Source organism: Streptomyces aurantiacus (genome assembly GCF_027107535.1).
Classification (GTDB): Bacteria; Actinomycetota; Actinomycetes; order Streptomycetales; family Streptomycetaceae; genus Streptomyces.
In genome coordinates, this window is record NZ_CP114283.1 from 1857060 (window position 1) to 1870827 (window position 13768).

A 13768-nucleotide genomic window follows, 5' to 3' on the forward strand; every position below is an offset into this window, starting at 1 on the left:
GGACGCGAACCACGCACGTAAGGTCGGCCCATGACCTCTACTGACAGTGCACAGAAGGCCCCCGCGAAGGACCCCTGGGACCTGCCCGACGTCTCGGGGCTCGTCGTCGGCGTGCTCGGCGGCACCGGTCCGCAGGGCAAGGGCCTCGCCTACCGGCTGGCCCGCGCGGGCCAGCCGGTGATCATCGGCTCGCGGGCCGCGGAGCGCGCGCAGGCGGCCGCCGACGAGCTCGGCCACGGCGTCGAGGGCGCCGACAACGCCGAGACCGCCCGCCGCAGCGACATCGTGATCGTCGCCGTGCCGTGGGACGGACACGGCAAGACCCTGGAGTCGCTGCGGGAGGAACTGGCCGGCAAGCTCGTCGTCGACTGCGTCAACCCGCTCGGCTTCGACAAGAAGGGCGCGTACGCGCTGAAGCCCGAGGAGGGCAGCGCCGCCGAACAGGCCGCCGCGCTGCTGCCGGACTCCCGGGTCACCGCCGCCTTCCACCACCTGTCGGCCGTCCTGCTCCAGGACCCGGAGATCACCGAGATCGACACCGACGTGATGGTGCTCGGCGAGGAGCGGGCGGACGTCGAGATCGTCCAGGCGCTGGCCGGGCGCATCCCGGGCATGCGCGGCATCTTCTCGGGCCGGCTGCGCAACGCCCACCAGGTCGAGTCGCTCGTGGCGAATCTCATCTCGGTGAACCGGCGGTACAAGGCCCACGCGGGTCTGCGCCTGACCGACGTGTAGGCGTGCGCACCCGCGGGTGTGCGGGAGGGCGTGCGGGCGCGCTCCGGACGTGGGGGACACTGGAGCCGAGCAGTGTCCCCCTCCGGGTTCCGCCGCGCGCCCCGAGTTCCCCGACAGGAGCCGACCCCTATGTCCCGACTCGCCCTCTACGCCCTCGTCGTCTGCGTCCTCGCCGTCGCGGCGGCCGTCGTCTCCTTCGCCCAGGGCAGCTGGCTGGGGATCGTGTGGGTGCTGCTCGCGGGCCTGTCGTCCAACACCACCTGGTACTACCTGCGCCGGGACCGCGCGCGGCGCAGGGCGTCGTCCGTCACGGGCTGACCGAGCAGTACTGGTCGGTCTCCGTCCAGAACCGGTAGAGGTTCTGCCCGCAGTACGTACGGAGCTCGTCGATGTCCAGGGCGCGCAGCAGCGCGTCGATCATGTCGAAGAACACGCCGTTCACCGCCGGGATCCACAGGACGGCGATCACGAGGAGCAGCCCGAAGGGTGCGAGCGGCTCCACCTGGCGGCGGATCTTGTACGACAGCCAGGGCTCGATCATGCCGTAGCCGTCCAGGCCCGGCACCGGCAAAAAGTTCAGCAGCGCGGCCGTGACCTGCAGCAACGCCAGGAACGCCAGGGCGAACTGGAAGTCGGCCGGGACGCCGTCGAGCGCGTCCAGCCAGAACGGGGCCGTGCAGACCACCGCGAACAGCACGTTCGTCAGCGGGCCCGCCGCCGAGATCAGGCTGTGCTTCCAGCGGCCCTGGATCCGGTTCCGCTCGATCCACACCGCGCCGCCCGGCAGGCCGATACCGCCCATCATCACGAAGATGACGGGCAGCACGATGCTGAGCAGCGCGTGCGTGTACTTCAGCGGGTTCAGGGTCAGATAGCCCTTCGCGCCGATCGAGATGTCGCCGCTGTGCAGGGCCGTGCGCGCGTGCGCGTACTCGTGCAGACAGAGCGAGACGATCCAGGCCGCTGTCACGAACAGGAAGACGGCCACCCCTGGCTGCTCGGCGAAGCCCGTCCAGGTGGCCCATCCGGTCACCGCCGCGACGGCCACGATCCCGAGGAAGACGGGACTGATCCGCCGGTCGCTGTGCCGGGTGGTGGCGCTCGTCATGGGGTGGGACTCCCTGGATTTCTCGATCGGGGCCGGGCGTGGCGGGTCGACCGTACCGGTGCTGTGGGGGGAACGTCCTGGGCAGGGTCGGGGTTCCTGCGGCCCCCGCCTCCGTCCCAGGCTCCTCCCGGCCCACGCGGTCGAAAATCCGGGCGGGTCCGGGACGCCGACAGGGACAATGGTCTCCGTGCGCTACCGCATCCTCGGCACCACCCAGGCACTACGCAACGACGGCACCCTCGTCCCGGTCGGTGGCGCGCGGCTGCGCGCCCTGCTGACCGTGCTCGCCCTGCGCCCCGGACGGGCCGTGCCCGCCGCCGTGCTGGTCGACGAGGTGTGGGGCGTCGACCCGCCGGCCGACGCCACGGGCGCGCTGCAGGCCCTGGTGGGCCGGTTGCGCAGGGCCCTCGGCGCGGACGCGATCGGCTCCGCCGACGGCGGCTACCGGCTGCGCGCCGCGGCCGACGACATCGACCTGCACCGCTTCGAGCGGCTCGCGGGCGAGGGTTCCCGCGCGCTGGCCGACGACGACCCCGGCAAGGCGGCCGTCATCCTCGACGACGCCCTCGCCCTCTGGCGGGGGCCCGCCCTCGCCGACCTCCCGGACCGCTCGGCCGAGTCGTCCCGCTGGGAGTCCCGCCGCCTCGACGCCCGGCGGACCCGCCTCACCGCGGCCCTCGCCCTCGGCCACGCCGAACAGTCCCTGCCCGACCTCACCGCCCTCTGTGACGCACACCCCCTGGACGAGCCCCTCCAGTCGCTGCGCCTGCGTGCCCTGCGCGACGCGGGCCGCGCCGCGGAGGCACTGGCCGCCTACGAGTCCGTACGCCAACTCCTGGCGGACCGGCTGGGCGCGGACCCGGGTCCCGAACTGCGGTCACTGCACGGAGAGTTGCTACGGGGAACACCTGCCGGGTCCGACCCCGGCCGGTCACCGAACGGTCGTGGAGCCGGGGCGCCGGAGGGGCGGGGCCCCGGGCAGGCGCCGGCCGGGCATGGTCCCGAACCGGTCCCGGACCGCCGGGGGCCCGACCCCGCCTCGTACGGCCGTGGACCCGGTGCGGCGCCGCACCGGCCCGCCCCGGCACCGGACGAGGGGCGCCGCGGCGCCGGGTCCGAGGTGCGGGAGCGTGCCGTGGTCCCCGGCAACCTCCGGGCCCGGCTCACCTCCTTCGTCGGCCGGAGCAGCGACCTCGCGACCATCCGCGGCGACCTCGCGTCGGCGCGGCTCGTCACGCTGCTCGGGCCCGGCGGCGCCGGGAAGACCCGGCTCTCGCAGGAGGCGGCGGAGAGCGTCGCCGAGACCCTGCCCGACGGGGTGTGGCTGGCAGAGCTCGCACCCGTGGACGACCCGGAGGCCGTCCCCGAGGCCGTCCTCACCGCGCTCGGGGCGCGCGAGACCGTGCTGCGCGGCGCCGGGGCCGAGGAGATGCGGGCCGTCACCGACCGGCACGACGACCCGCTCGTCCGGCTCACCGAGCACTGCGCCAAACGCCGCATGCTGATCGTCCTCGACAACTGCGAACACGTCGTGGACGCCGCGGCCCGGCTCGTCGAGCAGCTGCTCGAACGCTGCCCGGGACTGACCGTTCTCGCCACGAGCCGTGAACCTCTCGGCGTGCCGGGGGAGTTGCTGAGGCCCGTCGAGCCCTTGCCCGAGCCGTACGCGCTGAAGCTGCTCGCCGACCGGGGAGCGGCCGCCCGGCCCGGCTTCCGGATCGAGGACGCCCCGGAGGCCGCCGCCGAGATCTGCCGGCGGCTCGACGGACTGCCGCTCGCCATCGAACTCGCCGCCGCCCGGCTGCGGATGCTGACCCCGCGCCAGATCGCCGACCGACTCGACAACCGCTTCCGTCTCCTCACCTCCGGCAGCCGTACCGTACTGCCCCGCCAGCAGACCCTGCGTGCCGTCGTCGACTGGTCCTGGGAACTTTTGGACGAGGACGAACGCGACGTACTGCGGCGGCTGTCCGTGTTCGCCGGCGGCTGCGACCTCGCCGCCGCCGAGGCCGTCTGCGGACCCGCCGCGCTGGAGGCTCTCGGCTCGCTCGTCGACAAGTCCCTTGTCGTCGCGGCGCCTTCCTCCGAAGGCGCGGCCGACGGCGGGATGCGCTACCGGCTCCTGGAGACGGTCGCCGAGTACGCCGGACAGCGGCTCGACGAGTCCGGCGACCGCTCCGCCGCCGAGCGCGCCCACCTCACGTACTACCGCGAACTCGCCCGCACCACCGACCCGAAGCTGCGCGGCCCCGGCCAGCGCGCGGCCATCGATCTGCTCCAGCTCGAAGGCGAGAACATGCGCGCCGCCCTGCACCACGCCGTCGCCGAGCGCGACGAGCAGGAGGCGCTCTGCCTCGTCCTCTCGCTCGCCTGGTACTGGCAGATCCGCGACGCGCGCACGGCGCTCCGCAACTGGTCACGCGAGGTCATCGCACTGGGCCCCGACCCGTTCGCGCCGCCCGCGGAGCCGGCCGTCCCGCTGTACGAACCGTGTACCGCGACGCCGCCGCCGATGCGGCCCGAGGTCCTCCAGGAGGCCCGGCGCGGTGTCCACCTCATCCATCTCGCCTGCATGGACCTGGAGCTGGAGACCTGGAGCACGCCGGAGGCCGAGGCGAAGCTGCTGGCCATCACCGAGGCGTACCGGCCGGGGTTCCCGCAGGTCTGCCGCAACCCCGGCTACCTCTGGTTCTTCGCCGTGATGCTGACCGGCGACATGGACCGGCTGCGCGAGGTGGTCGACGCGAGTATCGACACCTGTCGCGAGCTCGGTTACCGGTGGGAGCTGGCCGTCGCCCTGCAGATGCGCGCCAACGTCCTGGCCAACCGCAGCGACTGGGCCGGCGACGCGACCCGTGACGCCGACGAGTCACTGGAGATCTTCGCCGGCATCGGGGACGCCTGGGGCACCGCCGAGGCGCTCTCCGTCCGCGGCGAGGCCCACGAACGCAAGGGCGACAACGCCCTGGCCGCCGCGGACTACACGCGGGCCATCACCCACGCCGAACGACTCGGGGCCCGCGCCCAGACGGCCATCCTCACCACCCGTCTCGGCAGCGTCCTCATCGACTCGGGCGAGACCGAGCGGGGCGAGCGGCTGCTGCGCGACGTCCTGGAGGAAGGACAGGGCGCACACAACGAGGCCATGCCGGCGGCCCGGCTCTCCCTCACGATGTGGCTCAGCCGCACGGGCCGCGTCCCCGAGGCCCGGGAGCAGATCAGCCGGCTGCGCGCCGAGTTCGCCGCCGTGCGCTTCGTGGTCTTCAACGGATACGTCCTCGGTGTCGAGGCCTGGCTGGACGTCCAGGAGGGCCTCTACGAGGAGGCGTCGGTGAAGATCCGGGGCGCCCTGGCGCAGGCGGACGACCCCCTGACCCGCATGTTGTCGCCGCAGATGAGGTCCATGCAGCTGACCACGGCCGCCCTCGTGCTGTCCGGCCTGGACGGCGGCCGGCGTGCCCGGGACGCCGCCCGCTGCCTCGGCGTCGCCGACGGGCTGCTGCCGCCCGCCCACTTCCGGACCACCGCGGAGCGCGAGGCACGGGACCGGGCCGAGACCGAGGCATGCGCGGTCCTCGGCGAGGAGGCGTACGAGGCCGCGTACGCGGAGGGCGGCAGCCTCTCCTTCGAGGAGGCCACCGCCCTGCTCTGACGCGCGTTCGAGGCGAGGACGGGGCCCCGGCCCACTCAGCTCTTGGTGCGGAACTTGTGGATCGCGACCGGCGCCATCACCGCGGTGATTGCCACCGACCAGCCGAGGGTCACCCACAGGTCGTGCGCGACCGGGCCGCCCACCATCAGCCCACGGGCCGCGTCCGCGAGCGTGGACAGCGGGTTGTAGTCGGTGAACGCCTGCAGCCAGCCGGGCATCGACGCCGTCGGGGCGAAGATCGACGAGCCGAACTGCAGCGGGAACAGCACGAGGAATCCCATCGCCTGGACGGACTGCGCGTTCTTCAGGATCACGCCCAGGGTGAGGAACACCCACATGATCGACGAGGCGAACACCGCGGCCAGGCCCACGGCCGCGAACAGGCCGGGCCAGCTGTTGATGTCGAACCCGACCAGGACGGCGACGATCATCAGCACGGTCGTCGCGAACAGCATGCGGACCAGTTCCACCGAGACCTTCGCGAACAGCACCGAGCCGCGCCCGATCGGCAGCGACCGGAAGCGGTCCATGACACCGGAGTTGAAGTCCTGGCTGAAGCCCGTGCCGACGCCCTGGGACAGCGTCATGCTCATCATCGCGATCATGCCGGGGATCACGTACTGCACGTACCCGTCCTGCCCGCCGCCCAGGGCCTGCCCGATCGAGCCGCCGAAGACGTACACGAACAGCAGGGTGAAGACGACCGGCATCAGCAGCGCGTCGAACATCGACTCGGGGTCCTGCCGGATCCACAGCAGGTTGCGGCGGACGAGGGCGCCGGTGTGGCGCAGGTGGCCGCGCAGCGAGATACGGGCGTCCGCCCTGATGTCGCCGGCGGCGGAGAGAGTGGTGGTGGCGGCGCTCATACGGCGACCTCCTCGAGGTCGGGGGCGGGCGTCGCGTCCTGCGGGGCACTGGCGCGGTGGCCGGTGAGGGACAGGAACACCTCGTCCAGGCTGGGCAGTTCGGTGGTGATGGAGGAGAGCGTGATGCCGCGCGCGGTGACCGCGCCGACCACGGCGGTCAGCTGCTCGTCACTGAGGATCGGGACCAGGACGTCACCGCGGTCGGTGTCCACGGTGGAGGTGGCCAGCCCGGTGAGCCCCAGTTCGTCGAGCGCGACGGCCAGCGGCCGCAGCTGCAGTGGATCGACCGGGCGGACCCGCAGACTACGGCCGCCGACCTTCGCCTTCAGCTCCTCGATGGCGCCGTTGGCTATGACCTTGCCGCGGTCCACGACGGTCAGTTCGGAGGCGAGCTGCTCGGCCTCCTCCATGTACTGGGTGGTGAGCAGGACGGTGACACCGTCGCCGACCATGCGCTTGACCTCGGTCCACACCTCGTTGCGGGTGCGCGGGTCGAGACCGGTGGTGGGCTCGTCGAGGAAGAGGACGGAGGGCTGCCCGATCATCGACGCGGCCAGGTCCAGCCGCCGCCGCATACCCCCGGAGTACGTGCTCGCCGGACGCCTTGCGGCGTCGGTGAGCGAGAAGCGCTCCAGCAGCTCGTCGGCGCGGGCGCGGGCGTCCTTGCGGGGCAGGTCGAGGAGCCGGCCGATCATGTAGAGGTTCTCCCAGCCCGGGAGCTTCTCGTCGACGGAGGCGTACTGCCCGGTCAGGCCGATCACCCGGCGCAACTGCCGAGGCTGGCGCAGGACGTCGTAGCCGGCGACGGTCGCCTGCCCGGTGTCGGGCATGAGAAGGGTGGACAGGATCCGTACGAGGGTGGTCTTGCCGGCGCCGTTCGGTCCGAGCACACCCATGACGGTGCCCTCGCGCACGTCCAGGTCCACGCCGTCCAGTGCCTTGGTCTCGCCGTAGTGCTTGACCAGTCCCCGGACGGTGACGGCGTCGCGGCGGCCGCCTTCTTGCCGGGGGTTCTTGTCGATTCGCGTCATGCCGCCAAGGTGCCAGCCCTCACCGACAAACCACCGACAGCCCACCGACAGGCTCGACATGTCATCGACAGTCGCTCGCTCCGATGCCGGGTGCGGGCCGGTGGGAACTGCGCGGCCGGCCGAGACGGACCCGCAGCCGAATACCGTGCCCCCCGCGGAGCAAAACGGCAGCCCGCCGACGGGGGAAGATCGGCGGGCTGCCTTGGTGCCGCAGTGGACTAGTGGACGGAGTGCTCCTCCTGCGGGAACGTTCCGCCGACGACGTCGTCGGCGAACGCCTTCGCGGCGTTGCCCATGACCTCACGCAGGTTCGCGTACTGCTTCACGAAGCGCGGCATCTTGCCGCCCGTGAGCCCGAGCATGTCGGTCCACACGAGAACCTGCGCGTCCGTGTCGGGCCCGGCACCGATACCGACCGTCGGAATGTGCAGCACCCGGGTGACCTCGGCGGCCAGCTCGGCCGGCACGAGCTCCAGCACGACCGCGAACGCACCCGCGTCCTGGACGGCCTTCGCGTCCCGCAGCAGCTGCTGTGCGGCCTCCTCGCCGCGCCCCTGGACGCGGTATCCCATGGAGTTCACCGACTGGGGCGTCAGGCCGATGTGCGCCATGACGGGGATGCCGGACTCCACGAGCAGCTCGATCTGCCGGTGCGAGCGCTCGCCGCCCTCCAGCTTCACGGCGCCGACCCCGGCCTCCTTCACCAGCCGCGTGGCCGACCGGAGCGCCTGCACGGGCCCCTCCTGGTACGACCCGAAGGGCAGGTCACCCACGATGAGGGCGCGCGAGGTGCCCCGTACGACGGCGGCCGACAGCATGGTCATCTCGTCGAGCGTGACGGGCACGGTCGTCTCGTAGCCCAGGTGACAGTTGCCCGCCGAGTCGCCGACGAGCATGACCGGGATGCCGGCCTCGTCGAAGACGGACGCGGTCATCGCGTCGTACGCGGTGAGCATCGGCCACTTCTCGCCGCGCTCCTTGGCGACGGTGATGTCGCGGACGGTGATACGGCGTGTGCCCTTGCCCCCGTACAGCGCCTTGCTGCTGCTGTCGGTGGTGTGGGCAGCCGAAAGCTGCGTCATGGCAACGGCTCCTTCTGTCATCTCGAGGCACCCTGACGGCGTCCCCGGATCACGTCCATGGTGGCACCTCGTGCCCTCGAACGGCTAGGGGGGCCACCACGGCCCTCCTCCGCCGGGCGCCGAAGCGGCCTCCACGGTGCGTAAGGCTTCGGTAAGAGATTTCGATACGAGACGGTCTCGTATCGAAACTTGCATAGCCTCGTAGCCATGACAACTCCTGCCGTTCCCGCCTCCCGGACACCGGAAGCCGTGCACCGGCGACGCTGGGCGATCCTCGGCGTCCTGATGCTGAGCCTGCTGATCGTCGTCCTCGACAACTCGATCCTCAACGTCGCCATCAAGACCATCTCGACACCCGCCCCGACCGGCCTGGGAGCGACCCAGAGCCAGCTGGAATGGGCCATCAACTCCTACACCCTCGTCTTCGCGGGCCTGCTCTTCTCCGCGGGCCTCCTCGGCGACCGGCTCGGGCGCAAGAAGGTCCTCCTCGGCGGCCTCCTCGTGTTCGGCATCGGCTCGGCGCTCGCCGCCTCCTCCGGCTCCCCGGCCGAGCTCGTCGCGTTCCGCGCGGTGATGGGCCTCGGCGCCGCCTTTGTGATGCCGGCCACGCTCGCCGTCCTCATGAACGTCTTCGAGCGTGACGAACAGCCGAAGGCCATCGGCATCTGGGCGGGCGGAGTGGGCCTGGCCATCGCGATCGGCCCGATCACCGGAGGGGTCCTGCTCGACCACTTCTGGTGGGGATCCGTCTTCCTGGTCAACGTGCCGATCGTGGTCGTGGCGCTCGCCCTGATGGTCTGGCTCGTCCCCGACTCCCGCGACCCGAAGCCCGGCCGGATCGACCTCGTGGGCGTCGGGCTGTCCGTCGTCGGGCTCGTCCTGCTGGTGTACGGCATCATCAAGGGCGGCCAGCTCGCCGACTTCACCGACCCCATGGTCCTCGCGACCATCGGCGCCGGGCTCGCCGTACTCGTCGGCTTCGTCGTGCACCAGAAGCACAGCGACCACCCGTCCATCGACGTCGGCCACTTCAGGAACAAGGTCTTCTCGGCGGCCATCGCCGCCATCGCGCTCGTGTTCTTCGCGCTGATGGGCGTGACCTTCTTCGCCGTCTTCTACACGCAGAGCGTGCGCGGATACTCGCCCCTGCAGACCGGCCTGCTGATGCTGCCGCTGGCCGTCGCGCAGCTCGTCTTCGCGCCGCGCGCCCGGCTCGTCGTGGACCGCTTCGGCAACAAGGCCACCACGACCGGCGGCATGCTCATCATCGCCGCGATGCTGGCCGCGTTCGCCACGCTGGAGGCGGACACGCCGATCTGGATCCTGGAGGTCGTCTTCTTCCTGATGGGCGCGGGAATGGCGCACATCATGACGCCGACCAGTGTCGTGATCATGCAGGCCCTGCCCCGCGAGAAGGCGGGTTCCGCCTCCGCGCTCAGCAACACCTTCCGGCAGGTCGGCGGCGCCCTGGGCATCGCCGTGCTCGGCTCGGTCCTGTCCGCCGCGTACCGCTCGGGCATCGAGGACGAGCTGCCCGCCGCCGCACGGCACACCGCGGGGGAGTCCATCGAGGCGACACTCGGCTTCGCCGCGAAGCTCGGCCCGAAGGGGGACGCCCTCGTCGGCCCGGCCAACGACGCCTTCCTGCACGCGATGCACGTCACGGCCCTGTGCGGTGCGGGCGTCGCCCTCGTGGGCGCGGTGGTCGTGGGCCTGTACCTGCCGGGCCGCACCCCGGACCCGGCCGGCAAGGAGGAGGAACTGGTGGGCGCCGACCACTGAAGCGTCCCCGAAGGGGCGCGGGGAACCGCGCGCCCGGCCACGACGCGCCCGCGGACGACCGGCCGGCCTTCCGCCGGGGCGTACGGCTCGGCAGGGCGGGCCGCCGCCGCCCCGGTCGGCCAGGGACAATCAGCTTGTCCGGGGAGCGGCGGAACAGTGCGGCGGCGCGGTGGCAGGACAGCGGCATGCGAGGAGAGCGGAGCGAACACGTGGGCGGCGCGGAGCGCGAGGCGGGTACGGCCGTACGGGGCGGGGCCGCCAGAGGGCGCCCCCGTAGCGAGGCGGTGGAACGCTCGATCGTCGAGGGCGTCATGAAGCTGCTGGAGGAGGGCGTTCCGCTCGCGGACATCTCCATCGAGCGGGTCGCGCGCATCGCCGGTGTGGGAAAGGCCACCATCTACCGGCGCTGGAGCGGCCGCGAGGAGCTCTTCTGCGACGTGCTGCGCACCGCCGAACCGCCCGACCCGGAACTGCCCGGCACGTCCATGCGCGACGACCTGATCGTCCTGCTCGAATCGCTCCGGCAGCGCGGGCTGGTGAGCCGCTCGTCGGCGATCATGCACAACGTCTTCGCGCAGATGAAGAGCAGCCCCAAGCTGTGGAAGGTGTACCACGCGGCCGTCATCGAGCCGCGCCGCCTGAGGGTGCTCGACGTGCTGCGCCGCGGCCAGGAGAACGGCGAGATCCGCGCGGACGTCGACGTCGAACTGGCCAACGACCTCTTCGTGGGCCCCATGCTCGTACGCGCCGTCATCCGCCCGGACGCCGGGCTGGAGGAGGGTCTGTCCGAACGGATCGTCGACGCCGTCCTCGCCGGGCTGGGACCCGCCGCCCCCTGAGCCGCGCCCCGACTCCCGGGCGAATGTGCATGTTTCGTCACAAGCTGCCCCGATGGGCCCGCTGCCGGAACTCGGCACACCCACTTCCTCGTCCTCGTGCCCGTACGGCCGTCAAGAGACGGCGGGAACGGACGCGATCATCCCCTAGGGTCTTAGACGCGGGGACGATGTGAACGGCAGTTGGTGAGGCGACGGTATGGCGCAGGCGTACATGACGGAGACGGGCAGCGGCGGCCAGGGGCCCGACCGCAGAGGAACCCGGCTCCGGCGCCTGTTCTCCACGCTCCGCGCCGACCGGGGCATCTGGCGCCGGGGGATCGTCCTCGCCGCGTTCGCCCTCGTGCTCGCCCTGGTGATGGTTCTGCACGCGCAGATCCCGAACACCATCGGCAACCTCGGCAGTCTTCTGGAGACCTTCCTGCCCTGGCTGGGCCTCTTCGTGCCGGTGCTGCTCGTCCTGGCCCTGGTCCGCAGGTCCGCGACCGCGCTGATCGCCGTGCTGCTGCCCGCCGTCGTCTGGCTCAACCTCTTCGGCGGGCTGCTCGTCGACCGGACGGGCCCCGGCGAAGACCTCACCGTCGCCACGCACAACGTCAACGCCGACAACCCGGACCCGGCCGGCACGGCCCGCGACGTCGCCGCGTCCGGTGCGGACGTGGTGGCCCTGGAGGAGCTGACGACCTCGGCGGTCCCGGTGTACGAGAGGGCCCTCGCCTCGACGTACAAGTACCACTCCGTGCAGGGCACGGTCGGCCTGTGGAGCAAGTACCCGCTGAGCGCGTCCCGGCCCGTCGACATCAAGCTCGGCTGGACGCGCGCGATGCGGGCGACGGTCACCGCGCCCGAGGGGCAACTCGCGGTGTACGTGGCCCATCTCCCCTCCGTACGCGTGAAGCTGGAGGCCGGATTCACCGCGCGGCAGCGCGACAAGAGCGCCGACGCGCTCGGTGAGGCCATCGCCGACGAGAAGCTGCCGCAGATCGCCCTCCTCGGCGACCTGAACGGCACGATGAACGACCGTGCGCTGAACGCCGTCACCTCGCAGATGCGCTCCACGCAGGGCGCCGCGGGCAGCGGCTTCGGGTTCAGCTGGCCGGCGTCGTTCCCGATGGCCCGGATCGACCAGATCATGGTCAAGGGTGTCGAGCCGGTCACCTCGTGGACCCTCCCCGAGACGGGCAGCGACCATCTTCCGATCGCCGCCCGCGTGAAGCTTTCGGCAACCACCTCGTAACCCCTGGGAATACTGGGCCCGGGATGCTTTGTTCCGTAGATGAACATAAGCTGTACGGAACACCGCACTCGTTTGGAAGGTCCCTCATGCCCCTGGCCCTGCTCGCCCTAGCCGTGGGCGCCTTCGGCATCGGCACCACCGAGTTCGTGATGATGGGCCTGCTGCCCGACGTCGCGGACGACCTGGGCATCTCGATCCCCACCGCGGGACACCTGGTCTCGGCGTACGCGATCGGGGTCGTCATCGGCGCCCCGCTGCTCGCCGCGGTGACCGCCCGCATGTCCCGCCGCAAGGTCCTCATCGGTCTCATGGTGCTGTTCGTCGCGGGCAACGCGCTCTCGGCCCTCGCCCCCGACTACCACTGGCTGGTCGCCGCCCGCTTCCTGAGCGGCCTGCCCCACGGCGCCTTCTTCGGTGTGGGCGCCGTCGTCGCCACCGGCCTCGTCGCCCCCGAGCGCAAGGCCCGCGCGGTCTCCCTGATGTTCCTCGGCCTGACCGTCGCGAACATCGCCGGAGTCCCCGCCGCGACCCTCGTCGGCCAGAACTTCGGCTGGCGCGCCACGTTCCTGGGCGTCAGCGCGATCGGCCTGGCGGCCATCGCGTCCCTCGCACTGGTGCTGCCCCGCGACCACGCGCACGCCCCCGCCGCCGGCCTGCGCGGCGAACTGGCCGCGCTCAGGTCGCTCCCGGTCTGGCTCGCCCTCGGCACGACCGTCGCGGGCTTCGGCGCGCTCTTCTCGGCGTACAGCTACATCACGCCGATGCTCACGGACTCCGCCGGATACGCCGACTCCAGCGTGACCCTGCTGCTCGCGCTGTTCGGCGTGGGCGCGACCGCGGGCAACCTGCTCGGCGGCCGCCTGGCCGACCGTTCGATGCGCGCCACCCTGTTCGGCGGGCTCATCTCGCTGGTGGCGGTCCTGGCCGTCTTCCCGGCCTTGATGGCCACGGCGTGGAGCGCGGCCCTCGCCGTGGTGCTGCTCGGCACGGCGGCGTTCGTCACCAGCTCCCCGCTCCTGCTGATGGTCATGGAGAAGGCGTCCTCGGCCCCCTCGCTGGCGTCCTCCGCCAACCAGGCCGCCTTCAACCTCGCGAACGCCGGCGGCGCCTGGATCGGCGGCCTCGCCCTCGCGGCAGGCTTCGGCGTGACGTCCCCGGCCCTCGCGGGCGCGGCCCTCGCCGTCCTGGGACTCGGCGTGGCGACGATCGCGTACACGGTGGACCGGCGCCGGACCACCCCCCACAAGGGCCGTGTGGTGGCCACACACACCCCCCACCCCACGGAAACCCCCGCCCACCTCTGACGAACGGCGCAGCCATTCGGGGGAAGCGGAGCACTGCGCGACCAACCCCCGCCCACCCGCAGCGAGCGACCAACCCGGCGGACGAGAACAACAAGAAGGGGGCGCCCGGCCGACACCGGGCGCCCCCTTCCTCGT

At 72.0% G+C, this 13768-nt stretch carries 11 protein-coding genes; 7 read left to right on the top strand and 4 right to left on the bottom strand.

Going from position 1 to position 13768, the window contains the following annotated elements; all coding sequences use genetic code 11:
- The first annotated feature begins 30 nt into the window (after positions 1-30).
- Complete coding sequence (npdG, locus tag O1Q96_RS09910) at positions 31-735, top strand: NADPH-dependent F420 reductase (protein WP_269247808.1); 705 nt, start codon at positions 31-33, stop codon at positions 733-735.
- A 129-nt stretch (positions 736-864) separates the two neighbouring features.
- The gene (locus tag O1Q96_RS09915; RefSeq protein WP_217455546.1) at positions 865-1053 is read left to right on the top strand and encodes a hypothetical protein; all 189 of its coding nucleotides are present in this window, start codon (positions 865-867) and stop codon (positions 1051-1053) included.
- Here the strand turns inward: O1Q96_RS09915 and O1Q96_RS09920 are convergent.
- Positions 1043-1843 (bottom strand): site-2 protease family protein, encoded by an 801-nt coding sequence (locus O1Q96_RS09920; protein WP_269247809.1) that lies wholly within the window; start codon positions 1841-1843, stop codon positions 1043-1045. The genes O1Q96_RS09915 and O1Q96_RS09920 overlap by 11 nt on opposite strands.
- Before the next feature lie 178 nt (positions 1844-2021).
- Between O1Q96_RS09920 and O1Q96_RS09925 the strand changes: the two genes are divergently transcribed.
- Positions 2022-5495 (top strand): AfsR/SARP family transcriptional regulator, encoded by a 3474-nt coding sequence (locus tag O1Q96_RS09925; RefSeq protein WP_269247810.1) that lies wholly within the window; start codon positions 2022-2024, stop codon positions 5493-5495.
- Positions 5496-5530: 35 nt separating this feature from the next.
- Here O1Q96_RS09925 and O1Q96_RS09930 read toward each other — a convergent pair whose 3' ends face one another.
- The 3 genes from O1Q96_RS09930 to panB all read right to left on the bottom strand — a co-directional run bounded on the left by O1Q96_RS09930 (position 5531) and on the right by panB (position 8474).
- Positions 5531-6361, bottom strand: a complete 831-nt coding sequence (locus O1Q96_RS09930) for an ABC transporter permease (protein WP_269247811.1) — start codon at positions 6359-6361, stop codon at positions 5531-5533.
- On the bottom strand, positions 6358-7392 hold the full coding sequence (locus O1Q96_RS09935; protein ID WP_269247812.1) for an ATP-binding cassette domain-containing protein: 1035 nt from the start codon (positions 7390-7392) through the stop codon (positions 6358-6360). The genes O1Q96_RS09930 and O1Q96_RS09935 overlap by 4 nt, the downstream gene beginning before the upstream one ends.
- Positions 7393-7610: 218 nt before the next feature.
- The gene (panB, locus tag O1Q96_RS09940; RefSeq protein WP_269247813.1) at positions 7611-8474 is read right to left on the bottom strand and encodes a 3-methyl-2-oxobutanoate hydroxymethyltransferase; all 864 of its coding nucleotides are present in this window, start codon (positions 8472-8474) and stop codon (positions 7611-7613) included.
- A 207-nt stretch (positions 8475-8681) separates the two neighbouring features.
- On the opposite strand from panB, the gene O1Q96_RS09945 reads away from it, so the two are divergent.
- From O1Q96_RS09945 to O1Q96_RS09960, 4 genes are all read left to right on the top strand, one after another.
- A complete protein-coding gene (locus tag O1Q96_RS09945) occupies positions 8682-10256 on the top strand; it encodes an MFS transporter (protein WP_269247814.1) in 1575 nt (524 codons plus the stop codon).
- 185 nt (positions 10257-10441) lie between these two features.
- Positions 10442-11095 (top strand): TetR/AcrR family transcriptional regulator, encoded by a 654-nt coding sequence (locus O1Q96_RS09950; protein WP_269247815.1) that lies wholly within the window; start codon positions 10442-10444, stop codon positions 11093-11095.
- Positions 11096-11291: 196 nt separating this feature from the next.
- Positions 11292-12329, top strand: a complete 1038-nt coding sequence (locus O1Q96_RS09955; protein ID WP_269247816.1) for an endonuclease/exonuclease/phosphatase family protein — start codon at positions 11292-11294, stop codon at positions 12327-12329.
- Between the two features lie 86 nt (positions 12330-12415).
- Positions 12416-13633, top strand: a complete 1218-nt coding sequence (locus O1Q96_RS09960; protein WP_269247817.1) for an MFS transporter — start codon at positions 12416-12418, stop codon at positions 13631-13633.
- Positions 13634-13768: the final 135 nt, after the last annotated feature.

What these genes read in the sequence shown, in the direction of transcription:
- O1Q96_RS09960 (WP_269247817.1), top strand. Translation starts at nt 12,416, where the DNA reads ATGCCCCTGGCCCTGCTCGCCCTAGCCGTGGGCGCCTTCGGCATCGGC.
- O1Q96_RS09945 (WP_269247814.1), top strand. Translation starts at nt 8,682, where the DNA reads ATGACAACTCCTGCCGTTCCCGCCTCCCGGACACCGGAAGCCGTGCAC.
- O1Q96_RS09925 (WP_269247810.1), top strand. Translation starts at nt 2,022, where the DNA reads ATGGTCTCCGTGCGCTACCGCATCCTCGGCACCACCCAGGCACTACGC.
- O1Q96_RS09955 (WP_269247816.1), top strand. Translation starts at nt 11,292, where the DNA reads ATGGCGCAGGCGTACATGACGGAGACGGGCAGCGGCGGCCAGGGGCCC.
- O1Q96_RS09930 (WP_269247811.1), bottom strand. Translation starts at nt 6,361, where the DNA reads ATGAGCGCCGCCACCACCACTCTCTCCGCCGCCGGCGACATCAGGGCG.
- O1Q96_RS09920 (WP_269247809.1), bottom strand. Translation starts at nt 1,843, where the DNA reads ATGACGAGCGCCACCACCCGGCACAGCGACCGGCGGATCAGTCCCGTC.
- panB (WP_269247813.1), bottom strand. Translation starts at nt 8,474, where the DNA reads ATGACGCAGCTTTCGGCTGCCCACACCACCGACAGCAGCAGCAAGGCG.
- npdG (WP_269247808.1), top strand. Translation starts at nt 31, where the DNA reads ATGACCTCTACTGACAGTGCACAGAAGGCCCCCGCGAAGGACCCCTGG.
- O1Q96_RS09950 (WP_269247815.1), top strand. Translation starts at nt 10,442, where the DNA reads ATGCGAGGAGAGCGGAGCGAACACGTGGGCGGCGCGGAGCGCGAGGCG.
- O1Q96_RS09935 (WP_269247812.1), bottom strand. Translation starts at nt 7,392, where the DNA reads ATGACGCGAATCGACAAGAACCCCCGGCAAGAAGGCGGCCGCCGCGAC.
- O1Q96_RS09915 (WP_217455546.1), top strand. Translation starts at nt 865, where the DNA reads ATGTCCCGACTCGCCCTCTACGCCCTCGTCGTCTGCGTCCTCGCCGTC.